21 protein-coding genes are annotated in these 25589 nt (G+C 66.9%); 5 read left to right on the top strand and 16 right to left on the bottom strand.

The features are described 5' to 3' along the window. Nucleotides 1–20: 20 nt before the first annotated feature. From AC1DX2_RS10200 to AC1DX2_RS10190, 3 genes are all read left to right on the top strand, one after another. Nucleotides 21–2345: a xanthine dehydrogenase family protein molybdopterin-binding subunit gene (locus tag AC1DX2_RS10200; RefSeq protein WP_477196225.1), complete on the top strand. Its 2325-nt coding sequence runs from the start codon at nucleotides 21–23 to the stop codon at nucleotides 2343–2345. Between the two features lie 34 nt (nucleotides 2346–2379). Then, a complete protein-coding gene (locus tag AC1DX2_RS10195; protein ID WP_477196224.1) occupies nucleotides 2380–3168 on the top strand; it encodes a substrate-binding periplasmic protein in 789 nt (262 codons plus the stop codon). A gap of 103 nt (nucleotides 3169–3271) precedes the next feature. Beyond that, a complete protein-coding gene (locus tag AC1DX2_RS10190) occupies nucleotides 3272–4912 on the top strand; it encodes a matrixin family metalloprotease (protein ID WP_477196223.1) in 1641 nt (546 codons plus the stop codon). Nucleotides 4913–4972: 60 nt separating this feature from the next. Here the strand turns inward: AC1DX2_RS10190 and AC1DX2_RS10185 are convergent, their stop codons facing one another. The 15 genes from AC1DX2_RS10185 to AC1DX2_RS10115 all read right to left on the bottom strand — a co-directional run bounded on the left by AC1DX2_RS10185 (nucleotide 4973) and on the right by AC1DX2_RS10115 (nucleotide 21147). Then, nucleotides 4973–5371 carry a diacylglycerol kinase gene (locus AC1DX2_RS10185; RefSeq protein WP_477196222.1) on the bottom strand — a complete coding sequence of 133 codons (399 nt, stop codon included), beginning with the start codon at nucleotides 5369–5371 and terminating at the stop codon, nucleotides 4973–4975. Nucleotides 5372–5423: 52 nt separating this feature from the next. Next, nucleotides 5424–6362 (bottom strand): hypothetical protein, encoded by a 939-nt coding sequence (locus tag AC1DX2_RS10180; RefSeq protein ID WP_477196221.1) that lies wholly within the window; start codon nucleotides 6360–6362, stop codon nucleotides 5424–5426. 121 nt (nucleotides 6363–6483) lie between these two features. Beyond that, nucleotides 6484–7488, bottom strand: a complete 1005-nt coding sequence (locus AC1DX2_RS10175) for a S1C family serine protease (protein WP_477196220.1) — start codon at nucleotides 7486–7488, stop codon at nucleotides 6484–6486. Nucleotides 7489–7578: 90 nt separating this feature from the next. Next, nucleotides 7579–8040: a GatB/YqeY domain-containing protein gene (locus AC1DX2_RS10170; RefSeq protein ID WP_477196219.1), complete on the bottom strand. Its 462-nt coding sequence runs from the start codon at nucleotides 8038–8040 to the stop codon at nucleotides 7579–7581. A 118-nt stretch (nucleotides 8041–8158) separates the two neighbouring features. Beyond that, complete coding sequence (rpsU, locus tag AC1DX2_RS10165) at nucleotides 8159–8371, bottom strand: 30S ribosomal protein S21 (protein WP_006296472.1); 213 nt, start codon at nucleotides 8369–8371, stop codon at nucleotides 8159–8161. A gap of 208 nt (nucleotides 8372–8579) precedes the next feature. Continuing rightward, entirely contained in the window at nucleotides 8580–9806 is a 1227-nt protein-coding gene (locus tag AC1DX2_RS10160; protein ID WP_477196218.1) for a BaiN/RdsA family NAD(P)/FAD-dependent oxidoreductase, read from the bottom strand. Nucleotides 9807–9834: 28 nt separating this feature from the next. Continuing rightward, nucleotides 9835–10959: a sterol desaturase family protein gene (locus AC1DX2_RS10155; RefSeq protein ID WP_477196217.1), complete on the bottom strand. Its 1125-nt coding sequence runs from the start codon at nucleotides 10957–10959 to the stop codon at nucleotides 9835–9837. Between the two features lie 104 nt (nucleotides 10960–11063). Next, entirely contained in the window at nucleotides 11064–11867 is an 804-nt protein-coding gene (gene cobA / locus AC1DX2_RS10150) for a uroporphyrinogen-III C-methyltransferase (protein ID WP_477196216.1), read from the bottom strand. Further along, on the bottom strand, nucleotides 11864–12769 hold the full coding sequence (gene ybiB / locus AC1DX2_RS10145; RefSeq protein WP_477196215.1) for a DNA-binding protein YbiB: 906 nt from the start codon (nucleotides 12767–12769) through the stop codon (nucleotides 11864–11866). Before ybiB ends, cobA begins: the two co-directional genes overlap by 4 nt. 68 nt (nucleotides 12770–12837) lie before the next feature. Continuing rightward, nucleotides 12838–15882 (bottom strand): VIT domain-containing protein, encoded by a 3045-nt coding sequence (locus AC1DX2_RS10140; RefSeq protein ID WP_477196214.1) that lies wholly within the window; start codon nucleotides 15880–15882, stop codon nucleotides 12838–12840. A gap of 145 nt (nucleotides 15883–16027) precedes the next feature. Further along, entirely contained in the window at nucleotides 16028–16861 is an 834-nt protein-coding gene (locus AC1DX2_RS10135) for an ABC transporter ATP-binding protein (protein WP_477196213.1), read from the bottom strand. Next, on the bottom strand, nucleotides 16858–17808 hold the full coding sequence (ntrB, locus tag AC1DX2_RS10130; RefSeq protein WP_477196212.1) for a nitrate ABC transporter permease: 951 nt from the start codon (nucleotides 17806–17808) through the stop codon (nucleotides 16858–16860). Before ntrB ends, AC1DX2_RS10135 begins: the two co-directional genes overlap by 4 nt. Before the next feature lie 76 nt (nucleotides 17809–17884). Further along, complete coding sequence (locus AC1DX2_RS10125) at nucleotides 17885–19129, bottom strand: CmpA/NrtA family ABC transporter substrate-binding protein (protein ID WP_477196211.1); 1245 nt, start codon at nucleotides 19127–19129, stop codon at nucleotides 17885–17887. 390 nt (nucleotides 19130–19519) lie between these two features. Beyond that, nucleotides 19520–20188, bottom strand: a complete 669-nt coding sequence (locus AC1DX2_RS10120; protein WP_477196210.1) for an ANTAR domain-containing response regulator — start codon at nucleotides 20186–20188, stop codon at nucleotides 19520–19522. 206 nt (nucleotides 20189–20394) lie between these two features. Then, a complete protein-coding gene (locus AC1DX2_RS10115) occupies nucleotides 20395–21147 on the bottom strand; it encodes a GNAT family N-acetyltransferase (RefSeq protein WP_477196209.1) in 753 nt (250 codons plus the stop codon). Between the two features lie 78 nt (nucleotides 21148–21225). On the opposite strand from AC1DX2_RS10115, the gene tsaD reads away from it, so the two are divergent. Together tsaD and AC1DX2_RS10105 are read left to right on the top strand one after the other, a co-directional pair. After that, a complete protein-coding gene (gene tsaD / locus AC1DX2_RS10110) occupies nucleotides 21226–22347 on the top strand; it encodes a tRNA (adenosine(37)-N6)-threonylcarbamoyltransferase complex transferase subunit TsaD (RefSeq protein ID WP_477196666.1) in 1122 nt (373 codons plus the stop codon). 56 nt (nucleotides 22348–22403) lie between these two features. Then, nucleotides 22404–25055: a zinc-dependent metalloprotease gene (locus AC1DX2_RS10105; RefSeq protein ID WP_477196208.1), complete on the top strand. Its 2652-nt coding sequence runs from the start codon at nucleotides 22404–22406 to the stop codon at nucleotides 25053–25055. A gap of 61 nt (nucleotides 25056–25116) precedes the next feature. Here the strand turns inward: AC1DX2_RS10105 and AC1DX2_RS10100 are convergent, their stop codons facing one another. Beyond that, nucleotides 25117–25494 carry an Hsp20/alpha crystallin family protein gene (locus tag AC1DX2_RS10100; RefSeq protein WP_477196207.1) on the bottom strand — a complete coding sequence of 126 codons (378 nt, stop codon included), beginning with the start codon at nucleotides 25492–25494 and terminating at the stop codon, nucleotides 25117–25119. Nucleotides 25495–25589 lie beyond the last annotated feature (95 nt).

Genomic DNA, 25589 nt, shown 5'->3' with positions numbered 1-25589 from the left:
CACACAGAGGATGCACAGCCGTGGATGACAAGCAACAGACATTTGCCCGCTTTGGCAGCGGCCAGGCGGTGCAGCGCATCGAGGACGAAGGCCTGCTCAAGGGCCTGGGCCGCTACACCGACGACTTCCAGCCGCAGGGTTTGACGCACCTGTGCTTCGTGCGCTCGCCGTACCCGCATGCGCGCATCGTGTCGGTGGACGCCTCCGGCGCGCAGGGCATGCCCGGCGTGCTGGGTGTGTTCAGCGGCGCCGACCTGGTGGCCGACGGCGTCAAGCCCATGGCGGGCAACGCCGGTTTCAAGCGTGCCGATGGCGTGGCCGCGTCGCCGCCGCGCCATGTGCTGGCGCACGAGCGTGTGCGCTTTGTCGGCGAAGCGGTGGTGGCCGTGGTGGCCGAGACGCTGGCGCAGGCGCGCGACGCCGCCGAGGCGGTGTTGGTGGATTTTGAGGAACTGCCCATGGTGGTGCGCCAGGACCTCGCCGTGGCGCCCGGTGCACCTGCGCTGTGTGACGAGGCCCCCGACAACGTGGCCGGCGAGATGCGCCATGGGGATGCAGCCGCTTGCGACGCCGCCTTTGCCCAGGCCAAGCATGTGGTGAAGCTGCAGGTGGTCAACCAGCGGCTGGCCGCGCTGACCTTGGAGCCGCGCTCGGTGCTGGGCTACCTGGACCCGGCCGACGGCCGCCTCACCCTGCAGATGAGCACCCAAATGCCTTCCGGCGTGCGCGACACGCTGATGCAGACCATGGACCTGCCGCGCGAGCAACTGCGCGTGCTGGTCAGCGACGTGGGCGGTGGTTTCGGCATGAAGACCGGCGCCTACCCGGAAGACGTGGTGGTGGCCTGGGCCACCCGCCGACTGGGCCGACCGGTCAAGTGGGTGGCCGACCGCAGCGAAGAGTTTCTCGCCTCCCACCATGGGCGCGACCTGCACACCCAGGCCGAGCTGGCGCTGGCCGCCGACGGCAAGCTGCTGGGCCTGCGCCTGCACTCGCTGGCCAATGTGGGGGCGTACGCCACCGGCGCCGGTGTTGCCATTCAGGTGCTGATAGGGCCCTGGGTGCAGACCAGCGTCTACGACCTGCAGACCATAGACTTTCACATCAAGGCTGTGCTGACCAACACCGCGCCCACCGGCCCCTACCGGGGTGCCGGCCGGCCCGAGGCCATCTTCACCATGGAGCGGCTGATGGACGAGGCAGCGCGTCAGATCGGCATGGACCGCATCGCGCTGCGCCGGCGCAACTTCATCCGCCCCGAGCAGATGCCCTACAAGAACCCCATGGGCCAGACCTATGACAGCGGTAGCTTTGAGACCGTGATGGACCAGGCGTTGCAGTTGGCTGACTGGAATGGCTTCGCCGCCCGGGCCGAGGCATCAAAGCAGCGCGGCCTGCTGCGCGGCCAGGGCATCGCCACCTTCCTGGAATGGACCGGCGGCAATGTGTTCAAGGAGCGCGTCACTGTCACGGTGTTGGGCGATGGCGGCATCGAGGTGTATTCGGCTGTCAACGCCATGGGCCAGGGCATTGCCACCACGCTGGCGCAACTGGTGGTGGACGTGTTCCAGGTGCCTATAGACAAGGTGCGCGTGGTGCTGGGCGACACGGACCGGGGCGACGGCTTTGGCAGTGCCGGCTCGCGTTCGCTGTTCACCGGTGGCTCGGCGCTGCGTGTGGGTGCGGAGAAAGCCATGGACGAGGCGCGCCAGCTCGCGGCCGCCAGGCTGGAAGTGGCGCCGCAGGATCTGGACTACCAGGGCGGCGAATTCAGCGTCAAGGGCACTGACCTGCGGCTGGACCTGTTCACGCTGGCCGGCGCGCAAGCCGGTGGCCGCATCCATGTGGACTCCACCAGCCAGGTGGCCGGCCCGTCGTGGCCCAATGGCTGCCACACCTGCGAGGTGGAGCTGGACCCGCAGACCGGGGACGTGAAGGTGGTGGCCTATGCATCGGTCAATGATGTGGGGCGCGTGGTCAACCCGCTGATCGTGCGTGGCCAGCTGGATGGCGGCGCCGTGCAGGGCCTGGGCCAGGCGCTGGGCGAGAACCTGCTGTACGACGCCGACAGCGGCCAGCTGGTGGCCGGCAGCCTGATGGACTATGCCGCGCCGCGCGCCGACATCTCGCCCGATTTCAAGACCGAGATGGACCAGTCCATTCCCTGCAAGAACAACCCGCTGGGCGTCAAGGGCGTGGGCGAGCTGGGCACCATAGGCGCCACGCCCACGCTGGTGAACGCCGTGGCCGATGCGCTGGCGCGCGCTGGCCATGGCGCGCTGGCACCGGCTTTACAGATGCCGCTGAGCCCGCACCGGGTATGGCAATTGCTTCACCCGGCGTGATGATGTTGAAAATCACCTGGAAAGTCGTGGGCTGATGGGGTGCCGCAGTCTGCTGGCGCTGGCCTGGCTTGCGCTTTTCAGCACCGCCGCCCTGGCGGCAGAAGAACCCCCGGTCAGCATCTGTGCCGACGCCGACCCACCGCCGGCCATTTACTGGGCGCGCGACGCCACGGGCAAGAAGACGCGCGAACTGGTGGGCTTTGAGGTGGACCTGATGCGCGCCGCCTTTGCCAAGCTGGGCCGGGGCGTCGAGTTCACCGGTGACCTGCCATGGAAGCGCTGCCTGCTGATGGTGGAGCAGGGCCGCTTTGATTACGCCATGGGTGCCTACCATGACGAGGACCGGGCCAAGCGCTTTGCCTATTCCGTGCACTACCACTCGCTGACGCCGCAGGTGTTCACCCGCCGGGCCAATCCGCCTGCCATCAAGCAGCTCGCTGACCTGCGCCGCTACCGCGGCTGCGGCATGATGGGTGCCAGCTACGCCCATTACGGGCTGGATGGCGCCACGATGGACCAGGGCAAGACCTATGAGCAGTTGGTGCAAAAGCTCAAGTTCAAGCGTTGCGACTTCTTTGTCGAGGAGCTGGAGGTGTTCCTGGGCTACAAGCTGCTGGGCACCGATTACCTGGCCGACCCGGAGTTGCAACACTTCGGCCTGCCCAACGTGAAGGCACCCGCCACGCACGTGGTGGCGGCCAAGGGCAGCCGGGCCGCTGAGCTGGTCCCCAAGCTGAATGTGGCGCTGGAGGAGTTGATCAAGTCCGGCGCGGCGGCGGCGATGTGGAAGAAGCACGCCGGGGACATGCCCTACAAGCCCTAGCCGTCGGCTGACGCGGCCTGGGCTGGCTTGCTGCGGGCTTTGCGCGTATGCTTCCTGCGCGCCCGGGTTACTGTGGGCGTTCTCCCCACCGCAGGAGGCCCGCATGTCTGTCCCGCACCTTGTTCGCAGCAGCATCGCCGCGCTGACCTTGCTGTTGTTGTCCCTGGCCGCACAGGCCAGCATGTACAACATCAGGATCCCCGGTGCCTGGCCCGGTGGGCGCATCACCTGGTATTACAACCCTGTCAATCGACCGGCCAACCTGACGGACGATGAAGTCATCGCCGCTGTCAGCGCCGCTTTTGCGGCCTGGAAGCAGGTCTGCCAGGTGGAAGGGGTGTACGGCGGGTTGACCAGCACGCCCGTCACGCCCACACCCGGCAACCTGTTCGTGGTGGGGTACCTGGACTTCGGCGGTGGCCAGTTCCATGCCCGCGGCACGCACACCAGCAGCACCAGCAGTGGCAACTACCGGCCCTTCACCGGCGGCAGTATCCAGATCAACAGCGTCAACACCGAATTGCGAGGGTTGTTCGATGGCGTGCTGGGCAACAACATGATCAGCCTGTTCCAGCATGAGATCGGCCACGCGCTGGGCCTGGCGCACAGCGACGACCCCCGTTCCATCATGTTTGCCAACCCGTACAACACGGCGGCGTATGAGGCCACCCTGCAGGGGGACGACATCACCGCCTGCGCCAGCTTGTACGGCGGGCGCGGCCTGGTGACTCAGCCTGACCTGCGCAATGCGCCCATCACCTCGCCGCTGGCCGCCGCCATGCAGTCTTACGTGCATTCGACGCAACCCACCAGCGCGCAGCCGGCCAGCAGCGTGGCGCAGATCGACGCCGCCAGTGGTGCTTCGTACTACTTCTCTGCCTACTGGAAGAACCTGCCGCTGGGCACCGAGTTCTACCGCCGCTGGATCACGCCCCAGGGCAACTACTACCAGAACACCACCCGGTTCACCAGCAGTTCGGTCAATGGTTTCAACTACAGCAGTTACCCGGCCGACTACAGCTTTCGCTATGCCGGCAAATGGGCGCTGCAGGTGGTGGTGAATGGCCAGGTGGCAACCAATGTGCCGTTCGAAGTCACGCGTGGTGAACTGGAGCCCGTGGCGCCGTTCGAAATGGCCTTGCTGGGTGAGCGTGAGACCGCCAGTGGGCAGATCAAGTGGCGGGCTGCTCCCTATGGACGAGGCGGCACCACCAGCACCCAGGTGCTGGTGGTCAACGGCCAACCAGTGGGTACCCTGACCGCGCCCACGCAAGCGGGCAGCAACAGTGTGGCGCTGTGGCTGGAAAGCGATCGCCCGCGCTACAAGCTGGACCAGGACGACGGGCAGCCGGCCCACTCGTACGACGTGGTGCGGCAGCTCAGCTTCAGCACGGCGGCCTCCAATGGCGTCATCAGCGCCGCCGAGCCGGTGGTGGTGCTCAGCGGCAGCACGGCCGCGGCCGGCATCAGCGCCCAACTGAGCCTGCCTGCTGCGCGCGACTACAACATCTACGCCGTGATGTTGTGGAACGGCCAATTGCTGTTTCGCGGCCCCGGGGGTTGGACGACGCAGTTCGCCACGCCGCTGGTCAGCGCGCGCGGGCCGGCAGTGGCCAGCGTGGACCTGCTGCGCAATTTCGACATCCGGGCCTTGCCGGCTGGCCTGACCTTGTGGGTGGGCTGGGGCACGGACCTGCTCGACGTGCTCAACAGCGGGCAGTTTGCGCTGGTGCGGCAGTTCTGAAGAGGAGCGGCGGACGGGCGGGCAGGCAGGTTGCCCGTATCGCCCTGTGGACAGCGCGCCTCAGCGCGTCAGCAGCGCCCACAGCGTGGGCCCAGCCAGCGTGACCCAGGCGCCGCCCAGCAGCAGCAGCGTGATGAACACGGCGGCGCTGCCGCAGTCCTTGGCCTTGCCGGCCAACGCGTGGAAGTCGGGCGACGCCATGTCCACCACGGCTTCCAGGCCAGAGTTCAGCAGCTCGGCCACCAGCACCAGGGCCATCAATGCCAGCAGCAGCACGGTGTCCAGGCGCGGCAGGCCCAACCACAGTGTCAGCGGCGCCAGCAGCAATGCGGCCACCAGTTCCTGGCGGAAGGCGGCTTCGTCTCTCCAGGCGCTGCGAATGCCCTGCTCGGAGTACTGCGCCGCACGCCAGACGCGGGTGACGCTGAGCGCGGTGGTGGATTTCATCATCGTGGACATGGAGGTTCCTTCAGTCAATTCGCAAGCTCAATCAGCGCTGGGGAAGAGCGGTTCAGCGCGGCACCAACAGGCCGTAAACGCCTGGCTGTTGCGGCGCAGCGGGTTGGCCCGCATCTTGCGGCGCGTGCGATGCCAGCCGGCTGCTGAAGTGCGCGAGCCCCACGCTGAGCCAGACCGCGACGCTGAAATACAGCGACATCCACCCCACCTCGGTGTGCCAGTCGGCCCATTGGTGCGACACCGTCCAGCGGCTCGAGGCGTCCGCCAACCCCTGCGTGACGCTGAGGACGGTACGGCCCTGGTCCACGTCGTGCACCCAGCGCGCCCAGTACATGGGCACGTCGACCTGGAACATGTAGAGGGCGTAGGCCAGACCGGCCAGCGCGGCACCGGCCAACGCCGGGCGCAGGCCCGGGCGGCTGCGCGGGCCGGCATGCACAAAGCCGGCCACGGCCAGCAGCGCGCACAGGCCCCACAGCGATTCCTCGAACACATGGCCCAGGTTGGACGTGGTCAGCACGGCGTTCCACGAGCACACCTCGGCCAGCACGATCAGCGGCAGGATCAGCCTGCCCGCCCAGGCCGCCACCGTGCTGCCGCTGTCCTGCCCCAGCCAGCGCAGCAGCAGCGCCCATTGAGCGGCGAAGCACAGCTCGGCCACCGTGGCCACCGAGCGGCCGACGACGACACTTCCCAGCCACGAATCCACCATGGACAGGCGCGCGATGTCATACACCGGGAACACCGAGCGGTAGCCGCAACCCAGCACGTAGCCCGCCGACAGCAGCAGCTGCAGCCGCACCAGCGGCAACGTGGGGTGGCTGGCCAAGCCAGCGGCGCGCCGGCGCACCAGCGTGGCGGTGGCCAGCCAGGCCAGCACATTGGCCAGTGCCAGCGCGCACAGTAGCGACCACCACGCCTGGGTGGGGCTGGTGGCGGGCCAGTTGGCGGCCAGGTCCCAGGGGGTCAGGGGGAAGTCGTGGAGGGTCATGGCGGTTAAAACAATTTATACAGTTTATACAATATAAATCGTTTTAACTCGACTGACAAGACACCTGAGATTTGTCATGCGGACGTCATGAATCTGTCATGACGTTCATGCGGGGCTGGCGTCAGCCGGTCCGGTCAGCCGGCCGCACGTTCAGGTACAGCGGCTGCGGCGAGCGCACGCCGCGCAGGAGCTTCAGCAGGCAGTCCCGGGCGACGCGGCTCTCGTCCAGCGCCTGGTGCAGCGCATCCACCGACGTGATTTCCAGGCCGTCCAGCCCGACGATGACGTCGCCCTCGCGCACACCGGCCAGCGCCGCCGGGCTGCCGGCTTCCACCGATTGCACGCGCACGCCACTGGCCTGCTGCAGCCCGTGGGCCAGCACCACGCGGCGGTGCAGTTCCTGCGTCATGCCGCCCACGCCCAGGTGGCCGCGGCGCACGCGGCCGTGGCGCAGCAGCTGCGGGATGACCCAGCGCGCCACGTCGGCCGCCACGGCGAAGCACAACGCCTGCGCGCCGGCAATGATGGCGGTGTTGACGCCTATCACCTCGGCACGGGCGTTCAGCAGCGGGCCGCCAGAGTTGCCGGGGTTCAGCGCCGCGTCAGTCTGTATCACGTTGGGAATCAGCCGTCCGGTGCTGGCGCGCATGCTGCGCCCCAGCGCGCTGACGATGCCGGAGGTGACGGTGTGCTCAAACCCCATGGGGTTGCCGATGGCAATGGCGATCTCACCGCGTTTCAGCGTCGCTGCGCTGCCCAGTGCCACATGGCTGAGCGCGCCTTGCGACTGGCCGTCGATGTGCAGCACAGCCAGGTCGGTGTCGGGGTCATCGCCGACCCAGCGGGCGTCGTACTCGCGGCCATCGGCCAGCGAGATGGTCCAGTGCGCCTTGGGTGGCTGACCCCAGTCGCCCTTGCGGCCGGCGCGCACCACGTGCGAGTTGCTCAGCACATAGCCATCGGGGGTGAAGAGAAAGCCAGAGCCAGAACCGCCCCCGCGATCGACGCGGCCGCCGCCACCGCCGGCCAGCGTGCGCACTGCGGCCACGCTGCCGGCCGCCTGTTCCACCACGCCGCTAACGGTTTGCGAATACGCGTCCAGCAATAACTGGTCTGATGCACCCACGTTGTTCTCCTGCTGAGCAGGGCAGGTGGGGGCTGCGGGCAGGAACGCAAGCCGGGCTGTTTCAGCCCGGTGCCTGGTGAAAGGCGGACGTCAACCCGCCAGGGCAGCCTTCACGGCGGCGGAAATCTGCGCCATCTCGGCCTTGCCGGCCAGGTGGGCCTTGGCCGCACCCATCACCTTGCCCATGTCGCCGGGGGCTGCCGGGCGGCCCAGTTCGGTGGCCACCTGGGCCACGATGGCCTTCACCTCGGTGGCCACCTCGTCGGCGCTCAGGCGCGCGGGCAGGTAGGCTTCCAGCACCTTGATCTCGGCCGCTTCCTTGTCGGCCAGGTCCTGGCGGGCGGCCTGCTGGAAGGCGGCCAGCGAGTCCTTGCGCTGCTTGATCAGCTTGTCCACGATGGCGATGACGGCGGTGTCGTCCAGCACCACGCGCTCGTCCACTTCCTTTTGCTTGCAGGCAGCCAGCAGCATGCGTATGGTGCCCAGGCGCTCGGCGTCCTTGGCACGCATGGCGGTCTTCATGTCTTCGGTGATCTGGTCTTTGAGGGACATGGTGGTTGCTTTCTCTGTGGGAATCAACAATCAGAAACACAAAACCCGCGCCTGGCGTCCCGAGCGCGGGTTTTTCAATCTCCCGACGGCTGCCGCATGGGCAGCCGCAGCCGTGCGATCAGTACAGCTTCTTGGGCAACTGCATCGAGCGGATGCGCTTGTAGTTGCGCTTGACGGCGGCAGCCTTCTTGCGCTTGCGCTCGGCAGTGGGCTTTTCGTAGAACTCGCGGGCGCGCAGGTCGGTCAGCAGGCCCAGTTTTTCAATGGTGCGCTTGAAGCGGCGCAGAGCCACGTCAAACGGCTCGTTTTCTTTAACACGGATGGTTGTCATTACGTAATGTTGTTCCGAAGTGTGCCTGGGGAAGATCGGGCCCCGGGCGGGGGTCCCCCGCTCAATCAATGATCAGTTGGCAGCGGAGGTTTGCCAGCAAAGCCTTGGATTATAACGTTTTTTGAGCCGGTTTCAACCGCCGGAGCATGTTGGCCCCCACGTCCGGCATTGCGTGTCCGTCCTGCCCCCTAAGGGGGCCGCAAGTCCCCTAGGGGCGGCCCGTCGGGGACTTGGCCTTCAACCCGTGGGCGCAGGCAAACCCGCTGGCCCAGGCCCACTGGAAGTTGTAACCGCCCAGCCAGCCGGTCACGTCCACCACCTCGCCGATGAAATACAGGCCCGGCTGGCGGCTGGCTTCCAGCGTCTGGCTGGACAGTTCGCGCGTGTCCACGCCACCGGCCGTCACCTCCGCCTTGCGGTAGCCCTCGGTGCCGGTCGGTTTGAGCTGCCATTGGCTGAAGCGCTGGGCCAGCGCTGCCAGAGCCTTGTCGCCGGCCTCGTTGATGGGGCGCTGCCAGGCTGCATCCTGCTGCACCCAGGTGTCGGCCAGGCGGGTGGGCACCAGCGCGGCCAATTCATTGGCAATCAGCTTGCGGGAATGCTGCTTGGCCTGCATCAGTCGGGCCAAAATGTCTTCTTCGGGTGCCAAATTGATTGAAATTTCGGTATCCGGCTTCCAAAAGCTGGAAATCTGCAAAACCGCCGGGCCGCTCAGTCCGCGGTGGGTGAGCAGCAGATCCTCATGAAAGCTGGCTTTGGCTTTCTTGCTGCCGGTGGAAATCAGCACCGGCAGCGACAGGCCCGACAATTGGGCAAACGGAGCCCAGGCCTGCTCGTCAAACGTCAGAGGCACCAAAGCGGGGCGCGTTTCCACCAGCTTCAGGCCGAACTGGCGGGCCATGCGGTAGCCGAAATCGGTGGCGCCAATCTTCGGGATGGACAGGCCGCCGGTGGCGACCACCACCGCGCGGCTGCGCACCGGGCCCCGGGCGGTGTCCAACTCGTACCAGCCGCCATCGGCCTCACTGTGCCGGATGGCCTGCACGCCGCAGGGCTGCCAGTGAGTGACGCCGCCTGCGGCGCATTCGGCCAGCAGCATGTCGATGATGTTTTGCGCCGAATGGTCGCAAAACAGCTGGCCCTTGTGCTTTTCGTGGAAGGCGATGCCGTGGCGCTGCACCAGCTCGATGAACTGCTTGGGCGTGTAGCGTGACAGTGCCGAGCGGCAGAAATGCGGGTTGTCGCCGAGGAAGTTCGCCGGTGTGGCCTCGCGGTTGGTGAAGTTACAGCGCCCGCCGCCGGAGATGCGGATTTTCTCCGCCACCTTGTCCGCGTGGTCCAGCAGCAGCATGCGCAGGCCCAGCTGGCCGGCCACGCCGGCGCAGAACAGGCCGGCCGCGCCGGCGCCGACCACGACCGCGTCAAACGATTCCATCAGCCGGCGGTCGCAGGGGCGTCACGGGTCAGCCCTTCCAGACGAAAGGGAACTTCAACTGCTTGAAGAATCCATCGGGCACATAGTCGCCCAGCACGCCATAGCGCTCGGGCCACGGCTTGTCGCTCTTCACGGCGGTGCCGAACAGGTAGTCGATGAAGGCGTAGTGCGCTGAATAGTTGCGGTCCAGCGCCTCCTGGTCCTGGCTGTGGTGCCAGTGGTGGAAGTTGGGTGTGACGATGATGTAGCGCAGCGGCCCCAGCCGCACGCTGACGTTGGCATGGTTGAAGACCGCCTGGAAGCCGACGATGACGATGTAGGTGTCTATCACGTCCTTGGAAAAACCCAGCACGAAGATTGGCGCCAGCACCAGCGTGCGGGTGATCAGCAGCTCCAGGATGTGCTGGCGCGAGCCGGCCATCCAGTCCATGCTCTTGGCGCTGTGGTGCACCGCGTGCAGCCGCCACAGCAGCGGCACCTCGTGGTAGGCGCGGTGCGTCCAGTACTGCACCAGGTCAGCCACCAGGATGATCAGCAGCACGCCCGCCACATAGGGCAGGTCGCGCACCCAGGCCTGAATGCCGTCCTTGGCGGCCCAGCCGAACAGCTTGTGCACCAGCAGGTTGGTGGCCAGCAGCACAAAGCCCACCACCATGTGGTTGACGATGAAGTGGTGAAAATCGGTCTGCCACTCGGGGCGGAAGATCGGCTGGTCGCGGCGCAGCGCAAACAGCTTCTCGATGAACATGAAGATCAGCGACGAGCCCAGCAGGTCCAGGATGAACCAGTCCAGACCGATGTAGGGCGTGTTGTCGGCAAAGTCGTTCACCGGCACCTTGTGGCCGCCCAGCAGCGCCGTCAGCGCCACCAGCAGGAAGGCAAAGGCCGACAGCCAGCGCGCGCGGTTGAAGATGACGTTGACCAGCGAGATGCCGCCGGCGATCACCATGGCGGTGAACATGATGATGCGGATCACGTTGACGTCGTAGCTCTTGCGCAGCTCCGGTGTCGTCAGGTACTGCGGAAAATGGAAGGCCAGCACACCCAGAAAGCACAGGATGGCCAGCGTCAGCGCGATGACGCCGCTGACCATGCCGTGGCCGCGTTGCAGAGCGCCGTGGCCTTCGGACAGTTCGTTGAGTTTCCCGAGCATGTTCTTACCCCCTTTTTGCGGTTGGCCGGCTTGCAAGGCCGGCTCGTGGGCAGCAGTGTAGCGCCGCGTGGGTCTGGCGCGGCAACTGCTGGTGGGGGGCTCACCTAGCCGGTGAGGCGCTGTGCTTCGGCCTGATCGAACTCGCCGGTGGCAGCCGCCAGGCCGCGCAGCACGTCGCCGACGACGATGATGCTGGGGCTGGCCAATTGCGACAGCGCCAGGTCGCGCTGCAGGTGCCGCAGGCTGCTGACGATGTGGCGCTGCGAGGGCAGGCTGGCGTTGTGCACCACGGCCACCGGCGTGTCGCCGGGCAGGCCGGTCAGCAGCTCGTCCTGGATGCGCTGGGCACCGGCCACACCCATGTAGATGACCAGGGTCAGGCGCGCGCTGTGGGCGGCGGCGGCCAGTGTGCGCCAGTCGGTGTCGTCGGCGCCGGGCTTGGCATGGCCGGTGACGAAGACCACGCCGCGCGCATGCGCGCGGTGCGTCAACGGCACGCCCAGGGCGCTGACCGCCGCCAGGCCAGAGGTGATGCCGTTGACCACGCCCACCGGTATGCCGGCGGCGCGCAGTGCTTCCATCTCTTCGCCGCCGCGGCCGAAGATGAAGGGGTCGCCACCCTTCAGCCGCACCACGGTTTCACCTTCCTGCGCGGCCATCAGCATCAGCTTGTCGATGAAGGCCTGCGGCGTGGACTTGCAGCCGCCACGCTTGCCCACCCGTACAACCCGGGCCGTGGGCGAGGCCAGTGCCACGATCTCTTCGCTGACCAGGTCGTCCACCAGCAACACCGTGGCGGCCTGGATGGCCCGGACGGCCTTCAGCGTCAGCAGCTCGGGATCGCCCGGGCCAGCGCCCACCAGGGTGCAACTGCCCAGGTTTGTGCGGGGATGGGTGGGGTGGTTCATAGCTGCTTGAGCATATGCAAGATATGTTCCACCTGCCTGGCAATCGGTGCTGGCACAGGGGTATTGCCGGCCAGCACGTTGCGCACGTACTGTGCCGTGGTGGCGGCATCAGTCGTCTTGGGCAGATCGGGCAGTTGCGCCAGGCTGCCGGCTTGCGCCTCTTGCAGCAGGCTGCGCTGACCGCGCAAGAAACCTTCCATCTGCGGCAGGCGGCGCGCATCGGCCACCGCCTCGCCCTCGGTGCCGCGCAGTAGCAGGGCGTTGGACTGCATCAGCTCGAAGGTGGCCGCCATGGACAGCGCGTATTCCGGGTGCGTGTAACTGCTGATGACCAGTGCCTCACCGTCGCAGGGGTTCATCAGCTTGACCAGGCTGTGCGCCGGGTTGCGCAGGCCCACGGTGCGGCGCACGTCCAGCAGCCGTTGCAGGCCGCCATGCAACACGGCGGTGGGCACAAAGGCCACTTGGCCGGCGGCGACGGCGCTCGGGGTCTTCAGCACCGGCACGTCCAAGGCTTCCAGCACGGCAGAGGTGTAGACGCGGGTGGATTCGGTGGCCACGCCGTGCACCAGCACCGGAACCCCTTGGCGTGCCAGCAGCTGTGCCAGCAAAGGTGTCAGCACCGGCAGCTTGCGCGCGCCGTTGTAACTGGGGATGACCACCACTGGCTGACCACTGGTAGGCACACGTGCCAGCCGCTGGTGGGTGGCATCCAGGAAACCGGCCATCTCCTGTGGCGTTTCACCCTTGATCCGCATGGCCAGGCAGAAGGCGCCGATCTCCAGGTCGGTGACGGCGCCATCCAGCACCTGGCCAAACAGGTCAGCTGCATGCTCACGCGTCAGTGCGCGCGCGCCTTCCTTGCCGCGGCCGATTTCCTTGATGTAGTGGCTGATGCCCATGCCCGATTGTGCGGGAAGCTTGATGACTTTCGGTCATATCCATATACAAGCTTTCGGCGGATTGGCGCTCACTTCACCTCCACCTCAGCCACCTTGGCCACCTCCTGGCCGGCCGTCAACCGCAGGCTGACCCACTCGTCGCGCGCCTGCGGGGTGCCAAAGCCGGTGGTGATGCGCACCATCACCGTGGTGCCGGCCGACAGCACCTGCTGGCGGTTGCCGTAGAACTGGGCCTGCACCCCGTACTTGCCGGGTTTGGCCTCTTTCAGTGCGAACTCTTCGGGGCCGTAGCCACCGGTGGCGTCGGGGCTCATGGCGCCGCCCTGGTAGCTGAGGCGGTGGCCGTAGAAGGCTTTTTCGCCGTTAGGGTCGGTCACCCACAGGTCCACATCGGTTTCGTCGGTGTCCCAGGCCATCACCACGCGCAGGTCCAGCGGCAGGTTGCGGCGCAGCCGGCTGTCGACCTGATTCAGGTCCAGCGGGCGGCCCTGGCCTTGTTGCTGGGCGGCGATGGCGTTCAGCTCGGCCAGCGCGATCATGTGCACGCCGGTAAAGCGGCCGTCCCAGGGGCGCGACACCACCTGCCACAGCGCGTTGACCGCCTGCTGCGGCTGGCCGCAGTCGGCCAGCGCCAGGCCCAGGTCACGCCAGGATTGCGGCTCGTTGGGTGCCAGCACGCTGATGCGCTCGAACACCGGCAGCGCCAGCTCGGGGTGGCGGGCCTGTTGCAGGCGGTAGGCATACAGGCGCAGCAACTGGCGGTTTTCCAGGTTCATCTCGGCCAGGTTGGACAGCACGCGCAAGCCCAGCTCAGGCAGGTCGCGCTCCAGGAGCAGGCCGGCCACATCCAGGTAGAAGGCGCTGCTGTTGGCGTGCATTTGGCGCTCGTCCAGGTAGATGCGGTAGAGCTGGGCTTGGGGGGCAGCTTGCAGCCGCTTCAGGTACGGCACATCCGGGCTCCAGGCTTGCAGCGCGATGCTGGCGGAGGCGGCGCCGGTGGCGTCGGCAGCCCGGGCCTTGGCCATGGGGGCGGCTTGCGCCGGCGGGGCCATCGCGGGGGCGGGTACCGGGGGCGGCATGGCCGGCGCGCCTCGCACGTCCTGGCGCATCTCGGCGGACTTGGCCGCCCGGTCGCTGCCGGCCATGCTGGCGGACTCGCGCTGCGCCCTCAGTTCCGACATTGCGGCCGGTGCCGCCAAGGTGTTGCCCAGGCCGCCGGAAATCTGCAGCGCCGGCTCACGTTTCGGTGGCGCATCTTTGGCAAAGGCCTTGTCCCACCAGCCTTGCCGCTGCGCGAACTGGCGTGCGATGTTCTCCAGATGGGCGCGCTGCTGCTGCGCCATGCTGGCCTGGCGCAACTGGCCCAGCCGCGCCACCTCGTCGGCCAGCTCGGGCGGGGCGGGCAGGTCAAAGCGGGCATAGTCTGCCGCCAGTTCCAGCACGATCAGCGAACTGTTCGGCCCCACGATGCCATGGCGCGCGGCGATGGTGGCCAGCTCCGTGCTGTGCAGGCTGGGGTTGTCCGCCAGTTCGGCACTGCGCCACAGCGCCCATTGTTGGGCCGGCCAACGGCTGGCCTGGGGCCGGCTGCCGTCCACCGTGACGCTGACGGTGCGGGTGCGTCCGCCGGCCTGGCTCAGCGTGATGTCTATGCGCGCTTCCCGCTCCAGCAATTCACCCGCCAGCGCGATGCGGCCCTGCTGCACCCGCAACGAGGGCGCCACCAGGTTGCGTGCCGACAGGCTGCTGATGGCGCTGATGCGCCAGCCGTCCCGGTGCATCGCGCGCGCGGCTTCGTCGGGGCTCACTTGCGTGGCGTCTATCAGCTCGCCGCCGCTGCGCTCGGCCAGGCGGCGCAGCCGTGGCAGGTCGGCGCTGGCAGCGCCATTGATGACGAACAGCGGCGCCCGGGCGGTGTAGTTGATCAACCGGTGGCCATCGGTCATCAGGCCGTCGGTGACCATCAGCGTGGTGTCCACGTCCGCGGGGATGGGAAGGTCGTCAAAGTTGCTGGAACCGTCCAGCGGTTCGCTGCGCAGTTGTTCGGCCAGCGCGGCAAAGCCGCCGGGCGCCACGGTCAGGCTGCGCACCGGCTCGGGGCGGTTGCGCATCACCAGCAAGCTGAGCTTCACAGGCTGGCGCAGCGTGCGGAAATACGCCTCCAGCACCGGCAGCACGCGCGTTTGCGTGGCGGCCGAGCCCGAGGCGTCCCACACCAGCGCGATGTGGCGCGGGGTGGGGCGTTGCACGGGCTCGCCGTGGACAAGGAATTGGCCGGCAAAGAAGTGCTGGCCGGCGGACTCCCCCACCAACCATTGCGGTTTGGCCGGCTGGCGCAGCGCCAATTGCAGCCAGCCCAGTGTGCCGGTGGGGGCCAGCCAGTTGTCGCGCTGCAGGCTCAGCGTCATGCCCTGGCCGTCCCATTGCCAGCGCGCGTCCGCCGGCACCTGCAGGGCATGCGCGTCCTGGCGGCTGAGGCCGGGGGCCTGCACCAGCACTTCCAGGTGGCCCACGCTGGCGGCAAAGGCCAGTGGCAGGCGCAGCAGCGCGCTGCCGTTGGCCTGGCGCGGCAGTGTCTCGGTCAGCGTGATGGCCACGCGTCGCTCGCCCTGGGCAGGAATCGGGTACACGCGCAGCTTGTACTGGTTGTTGGCGGTGGCTTCCAGCAGGCCGGGGTCCACCCGGCGGCGCCGGATGTCCTCAAAGATCTCTTGCCCGCGCGCCTTGGGCACCGGCACCGCGTCGCGCAGCCGGCCGTTGACGTCCAGCGCGAAGCCGGTCACCACCTGGCCGTCCAGCAGCGGAAACTGCAGTTCGCCCTCCAGCACGCGCGGGTTGGGGTTGTACAGCCGCAGTTCCACCCGTGTCTGCGCCTGGTCGTCCATCAGTTGCACCAGCACGCGCGCCTCGCGCAACTGGATGGGCTGGCCTTGTGCGAAGTTGCTGGTGATGGCCGTGGGCCGCCAGGTGGGGGGCGGTGGGCTGATGGCCAGCGGGGGTGGCGCGGTCTGGGCCAGGGCGCCCAGTGCGGCCAGGCCGAGCGCGGCGGTACAGGCCAGGGGGGCCAGGTGGCGTAAGTGGCGTAACGGGTGAAGAATGCTGGACAGGGACATGACAACCTCGTTCAGTGTGTTGGACGAGGGTTTCACGGCCCAGCAGGTCGCGCGGGGTTAAAGCCCGCCAAATATTTTCAGCGCACCGGGTTCATGCGCGCCGGAGCCCGGTGGCCGCAAGGTTGCCGTGCGGTTGCGCCAAGCCTCAGGCGGCCTGCTTTTCCACGTGCGACTGCCGCGTGTACAGGAAATCAATCACCGCCTTGCGACAGTGCACGTAATACGGATCCTCGGCCAGCGCCACGCGGTCGCGCGGGCGCGGGATGTCGACTGGCAGGATCTCGCCGATGGTGGCGGCCGGGCCATTGGTCAGCATCACGATGCGGTCGGACAACAGCACCGCCTCGTCCACATCGTGCGTCACCATCACCACCGTGCTGTGGGTCTTCTGCACGATGGCCAGCAGCTCGTCCTGCAGCTTGGCGCGCGTCAGCGCGTCCAGCGCGCCGAAGGGCTCGTCCATCAGCAGCACCTTGGGCTCCATGGCCAGCGCCCGGGCAATGCCCACGCGCTGCTTCATGCCGCCGGAGATTTCGCCCGGGCGTTTGTGCGCGGCGGCGGTCAGGCCCACCATGGCCAGCACGTCATCGGTGCGGGCCTTCAGCTGCGCCTTGTTTTCCGCCGCTGCGCCGGTGCTCTTGCCGCCGGCGCCAAACACGCGTTCCACGCCCAGGTAGACGTTTTCGAAGCAGGTCAGCCAGGGCAGCAGCGAGTGGTTCTGGAACACCACCGCGCGCTCCGGACCGGGGCCGGCGATCTCGCGGTTGGCGCAGATCAGCGAGCCGGCCGTGGGCATGGTGAGCCCGGCGATCAGGTTCAGCAACGTGGACTTGCCGCAACCCGAGTGGCCGATCAGCGTGACGAACTCGCCCTTGGCCACGTTCAGGTGGATGTCGCGCAGCGCCTGGAACGGGCCTTTGCGCGTCTTGAACACCTGCTCAACACCCGTGATCTCGATGAATTTGGACGTGTCGTTCATGATTTCACCTCTTCAAACGTGAATGCGGTCGCCAGCTTGATCAGCGCATGCTCCAGCACCAGCCCCACGATGCCGATGACGAAGATGGCGATGATGATGTTCTTGACGTTCAGGTTGTTCCACTCGTCCCAGACCCAGAAGCCTATGCCCACGCCGCCGGTCAGCATCTCGGCCGCCACGATCACCAGCCAGGCTGTGCCCACCGCCAGGCGCACGCCGGTCAGCATGTAGGGCAGCGTGGCGGGGAACAAGATCTTGGTGACGATCTTCCATTCCGACAGGTTCAGTACCCGGGCCACGTTCATGTAGTCCTGCGGCACCCGCTGCACGCCCACCGCGGTGTTGATCACCATGGGCCAGATCGAGCAGATGAAGATGGTCCAGATGGCAGCCGGGTTGGCGCCCTTGAACACCAGCAGGCCAATCGGCAGCCAGGCCAGTGGCGACACCGGACGCAGCAGGCTGATCAGCGGGTTGAACATGCGGCTCAGGAAGGTGAAGCGGCCAATCAGGAAGCCGGCCGGAATGCCCACCAGCGCCGCCAGGCCGAAGCCCATGGCCACGCGCTTCAACGAACTGAGGATGTTCCAGCCCACGCCCTGGTCGTTGGGACCCTTTTGATAGAACGGGTCGCTGAACACCTGCACCGCCTGCTTGAAGGTTTCTGCAGGCGACGGGATGGAACTGCTGGTGCCCAGCGATACCAACGCCCAGATGCCCACCAGCAGGCCCAGGCCCAGCAGCGGCGGGATCACCTTCAGCGCCCACTCGCGCCAGTCTATGGGCACACGCGTGGTGTMCGCAGGGGCCAGGGCGGGTGCCACCGGCTCATTGGCGGCCGCTGGCAGGCTGAACGCGATGTTGTGCATGGCGGTCTTGGCCGCACGGGTGGGTGGTGCGCCCACGGCAGTGGGCTCCAGGGGGGTGTGAAAAACGGCGCTGACCATGGCGGGCTCCTAGTTTCTACAATCCATTGAAGACAGAGCAAATTGCTGCGCAATGTGTGGTCTGTCCCGCAAGTTCTCAGGCTTTGACCTTGAAGCTGTCGGCGTACTTCTTCGGGTCCTTGCCGTCCCACACCACGCCGTCCATCAGCTTGGAGGTGCGCAGTACGTCCTTCGGCACCGGTGTGCCGGAGGCAGCGGCGGCCTGCTTGTAGATGTCGATCTGGTTGATCTGCTTGGCCACCGCCAGGTAATCGGGGTGGTCCTTGATCAGGCCCCAGCGCTTGTGCTGCGTCAGGAACCACATGCCGTCGGACAGCCAGGGGAAGGTCACCGCGCCGTCGTTGTAGAACTTCATGTAGTTGGGGTCGTCCCAGGTCTTGCCCAGGCCGTTCTGGTAGCGGCCCAGGATGCGCTGGTTGATCACGTCCACGCTGGTGTTGACGTAGGACTTGTCGGCCACCGTGTCGGCCATCTTCAACTTGTTCTGCAGGCCGGCGTCAATCCACTTGCCGGCTTCCAGGATGGCGGCGGTGACGGCGCGTGCGGTGTTGGGGTATTTCTTGACGAACTCGCCGGTGGTGCCCAGCACCTTCTCCGGGTGGTCTTTCCAGATGTCCTGAGTGGTGATGGCGGTGATGCCAATGCCATCGGCAATCGCGCGGTGGCCCCAGGGCTCGCCCACGCAGTAGCCGTCCATGTTGCCCACCCGCATATTGGCCACCATCTGCGGCGGCGGCACGGTGATCACCTTGGCGTCGGTCATCGGGTTGATGCCATTGGCCGCCATCCAGTAATACAGCCACATCGCGTGGGTGCCGGTGGGAAAGGTCTGCGCGAAGGTGTACTCGCGCTTTTCCGCCTTCATCAGCTTGGCCAGGCCGGCGCCATCCACGGCGCCCTTGTCGGCCAGTTTCTTGGACAGCGTGATGGCCTGGCCGTTGTTGTTCAGCGTCATCAGGATGGCCATGTCTTTCTTCGGGCCGCTGACGCCCAGGTGCACGCCATAGATCAGCCCGTAGAGCACGTGGGCAAAGTCCAGTTCGCCATTGACCAGCTTGTCGCGCACGCCGGCCCAGCTGGCTTCCTTGCTGGGGATGATCTTGACGCCGTATTTCTTGTCGATGCCCAGCACCGAGGCCATCACCACGCTGGCGCAGTCGGTCAGCGGGATGAAGCCGATCTTGACCTCCTCCTTCTCCGGCTTGTCGGAGCCGGCCGCGTAGACCGCGGCGCGCAGCGCCGGGTTGATGCCCACGGCACCCACGGCGGCCGTCTGCAGGATGGCTCGTCGGGAGAGTCTGGTTTTCAGAAGATCGGTCATGGCAAAAATCCTCGGTGGAATGGAAAAAGCGATCGCACGAGAAAGCCGGAAAAACAAAAAGGCGCCCGCATCGTCAGTTACGCCCTTTCCGCGACGGAAAAGCACAACCAACCGATGGGGACGCCTTTGTCCTTTTGCGCACCCCAGCCCGTCTTTGGACCCGGGTGTGCATGGCTTTCTCAAGCCTTGTCAGGTTCTATGCAAGGCACGTGCCAACACGGATTGCTCGCGATTCGCTATAAAAATTGTAGCGTCGAAGTACCGCCGGCCGATGGTCTCAGGCGGTTCCCGGGCGATTCGGGCCGGTAGCCCGTCAAAAGCCCGTCGCTGCACTGATTTTGTGCATCGCACCATTCCGGCCCGTTGCGCGCTGTCAACCGCCGTGCAGACTCAGCCCCACAGGTCCGACAAATCCAGCACCCGCTGGGCCACGTCCACCAGCCGCAGGTTCTTGTTCATCGCGGTCTTGCGCAGCTTGTCATGGGCCTGCTGCTCGCTCAGCCCTTGGCTGTGCATCAGCACGCCTTTGGCGCGCTCGATCAGCTTGCGGTCGTTCAGCGTGGCATTCAGTTCGCGCAGTTCCTGGCTTTGTTCCTGCAACTCGGTGCGGGTGGCGGCCAGTTCCTGGCGCAACCGCTCCTCGTGCTGGAAGCGCGCCAGCGCCACGTCCAGGATGGGGCGTATGCGCTCGCTGGACAGGCCGGCCACCACATAGGCGGTCACGCCGGCGTCCATGGCGGCGTCCACCGTCTGCTTGGCGCCGTCGTTGGTGAACATCACGATGGGGCGGCGGGCGTCGCGCGTGGCCATCACCACGTGCTCCAGCGCGTCGCGCGCCTCGCTTTCGGCGTCGACGATGATGATGTCTGGCGCCAGCTGTGCCAGCCGCTCGGTCAGGAACACGTCAGCCGGCAGCGAGGCCACCAGGTTGAAGCCGTTTTCCAGCAGGCCTATGCGCAGGCTGCGCGAGCGCTCGGCCTGGGTGAGCGCGTAGCTGTCGCCCGGGTCGCTGACGGCCAGGTCGGGCGAGATGACGACGATGCGCAGCGGTTCGGACATGCGCTGTTTGCGCAAGAATCGCGCCAACCAGTCGCTTCAGCGCTGGTTTTAGAGCGCTCACCCGGTCCGGGTGGCGCATCATGGGCTCGGCTCAGGGCCGCCGGTACAGCGTGCCGCCCTTCATCACCAGGCTGACGCCATAGAGCGCGCCTATGTCGGGCAGCGCGATGCGCTGCGCATCCGCCGGGTCGGGTCGCTGGTGCCACTCAGGCCTTGCGCCAGTAGCGGTAACGCCAGACGGTGCTGAACCCGGCGCGCTGGTACAGCGCCAACGCGGAGGTGTTGTCCTCTTCCACCTGCAAAAACACCCGGTGCAGCCCGCGCGCCAGCGCCGCGTCAGCCAGCCCGCCCAACAGGCGCCCGGCCAGGCCACGGCCGCGCTGCGCCAGCACCGTGCGCATGCCGTGCACGCTGGCCCAGCCGAAGCCAAAGGCGGCGATGCCGGCGGCCAGCGGCAGGCCTGTGGCATCCACCACGCTGGCATAGGCCGCATCACCGGCACGGCTCAGCACCTGCACGCGGCTGGCACCGTCCACGGCGTCGAAGCCCGGCGCGGTGTACACGGCGGCCCAGGCCGGGTAGGGCCTGTCGCGGACTGCGGCCGGCTCGCCCCGGCTGACCTGGCGCATGGCGTCCACGCTGCCCACCTGCACCAGCGTGGGCTGTTCGGCATGGAAGCCCAGGCGCGCCAGTTCGGCGTGCAACGGCGCCAGGCCTGGCAGGTCGGCCACGCGGAAAGCCGGCGGCAGGCCGCGTGCGGCGTAGCGCTGGGCAATCTCGGCCAGCACCTCGGGGGCCAGCCCTTGGTGGCGCAGCGGCACCGCACTTTTGGCGCGGCCGATGGTGCTGTCGTCAAACGGCAGCAGCCAGCCGTCCAGTGCTTCCACCGCCTGCGGCGAGACGGCGTCCAGCGTGGCGCGCTCCAGGTCAGCAATGTCGTTTTCCGTCAATTCCGTCATGGTCTGATTGTGCACAAGCCCTTGAGAACGCTCGCGCAGGGGTGTGGGGCCGTCCCCTACACTTGAGGTATGGACAGCTTGTTGGTGTTGGGCATCGAATCCTCCTGTGACGAAACCGGCGTGGCGCTGGTGCAAGGGCAAGGCCATGGTGTGCCGACGCTGTTGGCGCACGCGCTGCACAGCCAGATCACCATGCACCAGGCCTATGGTGGCGTGGTGCCCGAGCTGGCCAGCCGCGACCACATACGCCGCGTGCTGCCGCTGACCGAGCAGGTGATGCAGGAATCCGGCCGCGCGCTGACCGAGGTGGATGTGGTGGCCTACACCCGCGGGCCTGGTCTGGCCGGCGCGTTGCTGGTGGGTGCCGGTGTGGCCTGCGCCCTGGGTGCCGCCTTGGGCAAGCCGGTGCTGGGCGTGCACCACCTGGAAGGGCATTTGCTGTCGCCTTTCCTGAGCATCGATCCGCCCGAGTTTCCCTTCGTCGCGTTGCTGGTGTCCGGCGGCCACACCCAGCTGATGCGGGTGGATGGCGTGGGCCGCTATGAGATGCTGGGCGAAACCATTGACGACGCGGCCGGCGAGGCCTTCGACAAATCCGCCAAGCTGATGGGCCTGGGCTACCCCGGCGGGCCGGCGCTGGCGCGGCTGGCCCATGGCGGCAATCCCGAGGCTTACAAGCTGCCGCGGCCGTTGCTGCACAGCGGGAACCTGGATTTTTCCTTCGCCGGCCTGAAGACAGCCGTGCTGGTGCAGACCAAGAAACTGATGGCCAGCCAGCTGGGTGCCGATGCCCCCGCGCCGTCGGGCACCGGTAGCTTTTCTTTGCCACCGGCCCCGTTGGATGTGCTGCCACACCAGGTGCTGAACGACCTGGCCGCATCCACCCAGGCTGCCATCGTGGAAGTGCTGCTGAAAAAGTCACTGGCGGCTCTGAAAGCCACCGGGCTCAAACGCCTGGTGGTGGCCGGCGGCGTGGGCGCCAACCAGTCGCTGCGCGAGCAGTTGAACATCGCCTGCGAACGCCGGGGCGTGCGTGTGCACTACCCCGAGTTGCACCTGTGCACCGACAACGGCGCCATGATTGCCATGGCGGCGGCCATGCGGCTGGAATCCGGCCTGCAGCAAGCCAATGCCGCCTACGCCTTTGACGTCAAGCCGCGCTGGCCGCTGGGCTCTCTGGACGCAGCGGCCATGCCCTAAGATTCAGTCCCCGGTTTCTTTTTTTCTCGCACTTTAATAAGTCCAGGACAACTCAGGTGAAGCAGAGCACGACCCCCCGCATCCCCCGTTCCAACCTCATCGGGCTGGCCGCCCTGGTGTGCGCGCTGGCTGGCACCAGCCAGGCGCAGACGCCGGCGCCCGCGCCCACGACCGCCGCGCCCGGCCCCAACGTGTTGCCGCCGCCCCCGGCACCCGCACCGGCGCCACCGGCCCCGGCGCCGCGCCCGTTCAAGGAAATCGTCAAGGACGCCAAGGAGCTCAAGGGCTTCTTCACGCTGTACCAGAAGGACGAGAAGGTGTGGCTGGAGATCAAGCCCGAGCAGTTCGGCAAGCCCTTCTTCTTCTCGTACAACATCGCCAACGGTCTGGGTGAGCGCGGCCTGTACGGCAGCCAGATGGGCCGCAGCTACCAGGCCGAGTTCCGCAAGATCGGCTCGCAGGTGCAGTTGATCGCCAACAACACCGAGTATGTGGCCACCCCCGGTACGCCGCAAGCGCGCGCTGTGGCCCAGGCTTTTTCCGCCAGCTTGCTGGCCAGCGCCAGCGTGCTCAGCGCGCCCCATCCCGACAGCAAGGGCGTGCTGGTGGATGCCAGCGCGCTGCTGTTCAACGACATCGCCGGCTACACCACCGCGCTGGAAAATGCTTACCGTCTGGTCTACGCGCTGGACAAGCCCAACACCAGCTTCGGCCCGTTGAACGTGGAGGACAAGCTGACCGGCATGCTGGTCAACGCGCACTTCTCGGTCACCCGCATTGCCGCGCCGCCGCTGACACCGCCGACCACGCCGGTGCCCACGCCGCCCACGACCACGCCAGACCCGCGCAGCTTTTTCGTCGGCTTCTACTACAACTTCGCGGCGCTGCCCGAGCAGCCCATGCGAGCGCGCCTGGCTGACGACCGGGTGGGCCACTTCGTCACCACCAGCCAGGACTTCACCGAGGACACCAAGCCCAAGACCTCGCGCCACTACGTCAACCGCTGGCGGCTGGAAAAGAAAGACCCGGCGGCCGCCGTGTCCGAGCCGGTACAGCCCATCGTCTTCTGGCTGGACAAGAACATTCCGCAGAAGTACCGCAAGTCCATCACCGAGGGCGTGCTGGAGTGGAACAAGGCGTTTGAGAAGATTGGCTTCAAGAATGCGCTGGTGGCCCGCCAGCAGCAGGACAGCGACAGCTTCGACACGCTGGACGCGCGCCACGCGTCCATTCGCTGGTTCGTGGGCGCCGACGTGGGCTTTGCCATCGGCCCGTCCAAGGTGGATGCACGCAGCGGCGAGATCCTGGACGCCGACATCGGCATGTCCGACGTGTTTGCCCGTGGCATACGCCGCATGGTGGCCGAGGACCAGCCGGGCAGCGCCACGCACAGGCACGACGGCAGTTGCGACTACGCGCAGGAAGCCTCGATGGAAATGGGTTTCGCCATGGAGTTGCTGGAGGCGCGCGGCGACATGGACATGGACAGCCCGCAGGCCGAGGCGCTGGCCCAGGCCTATGTGAAGAACGTCATCGTGCACGAGGTGGGCCACACGCTGGGTCTGCGGCACAACTTCCGCTCGTCCACCATCTACACGCTCAAGCAGCTGCAGGACAAGGCCTTCACCCAGGCCAATGGCCTGGCCGGTTCGGTGATGGACTACATCCCCTTCAACCTGGCCGTCAAGGGCGAGCCGCAGGGTGAGTACATCATGTCCAACCTGGGGCCCTACGACTACTGGGCGGTGGAGTACGCCTACAAGCCGATAGATGCCGACAAGGAGAAGGACGAACTGGCGCGCATCGCGGGCCGCTCCACCGAGCCGCTGCTGGCCTACGGCACCGACGAGGACTCCAGCGGTACCCAGGTGTCCGACCCGGCCGTCAACACCTTCGACCTGGGCGCCGAGCCGTTGGTTTACGTGCAAAAGCGCCTGACCATGTCGCGCGAGCTGTGGGACCGGCTGCAAAAGCGCAAGTTGAAGGACGGCGACAGCTACGAGTCGCTGCGCCGCAGCTTTGAATACGGCTTTGGCCAGTTCGCACGCACCGTGCCGCTGGCCACCAAGTACGTGGGCGGCACCACCTTCCTGCGCGACCACGCCGGCACAGGCCGGGCCACCTACACGCCGGTGCCGGTGCAGCAGCAGCGCCAGGCGCTCAAACTGGTGTCCGACAGCCTGTTCACCGCCAAGAGCTTTGTCTTCTCGCCCGAGCTGCTCAGCCGCTTGGGTGTGGACCACCTGCAGCGCGGCAGCAACCGCAACGACATCACGGTGTCGGCGCGCCTGCTGGGCCTGCAGACCGCCGCGCTGGACCAACTGATGTCCGACACGGTGGCGCAGCGCCTGCTGTCCACCGCCGAGAAGGTGCGCAGCCCCAAGGACGCGCTGCCCCTGGATGAGCTGTATGGCAGCCTGCAGACCGCCATCTGGAGTGAGTTGACCACGGGTGGCGACATCAGCGGCGCGCGCCGCAACCTGCAGCGCGAGCACCTGAAGCGCCTGGCCAACGGTCTGATACGCCCCAGCGCGGCCACCCCGGCCGACGTGCGCAGTCTGCAGCGCGAGCAGGCCACCCGGCTGCTGGCCAGCCTGCGCGCGGCCCAGGGCAAGCCCATGAGCCCGGCGGCACGTGCCCACCTGCTGGAGAGCCAGGCGACGCTGGCGGAGGTGTTGAAGGCCTCCCTCGTGCGCAGCGGCGTTTGAGCCTTCCGAGCATGAAAAAGCGGCCCTTCGGGGCCGCTTTGCTTTGGGGGGCTGGGTGGACTCAGTTGATGGTCAGCTGGGCCACGTTGCTGACCGGCAGCTTCTTGGTCAGCGTCAGCGTCAGCACGCCGTTTTCCAGCTTGGCTTGGCTGGAACCGGTGTCGATGTCCAGCGGCAACTCGTAGGCGGCGCGGTACTTGCGCGGAGCGTCTTCCTTGGACTCCACGCGCACCACATTGCCTTCAATGCCGATGCTCAGTTGTTCCTTGGTCACGCCGGGGACGTCAAACGTCAGCGTGTAGCTCTTGTCGTCCTGCGTGAAGGCTTGCGTGCGCTGGTGGGTGGTGGTCAGGGCGTCGTTCAGAAAACGCTCCAGCGAGCGGGTTGCCGGGGTGTAGGCTTGGCGGCGCAGGGCGGGGGCGGTGGTGGCGAAAAACATGGTTGGTGGCTCCTAGTAAACTTCGCGGCTCCCTCTTTGTTCGCCGCATGTCCAGAAGCTGGTGCGTTGGTCGTTGATTTTCAAGAGTTTTTTCA

This window comes from Hylemonella sp. P2_B10, from assembly GCF_056404875.1.
The sequence above is the reverse complement of the archived record's forward strand: the minus strand, read 5'-3'. Positions and strand labels throughout refer to the sequence as shown.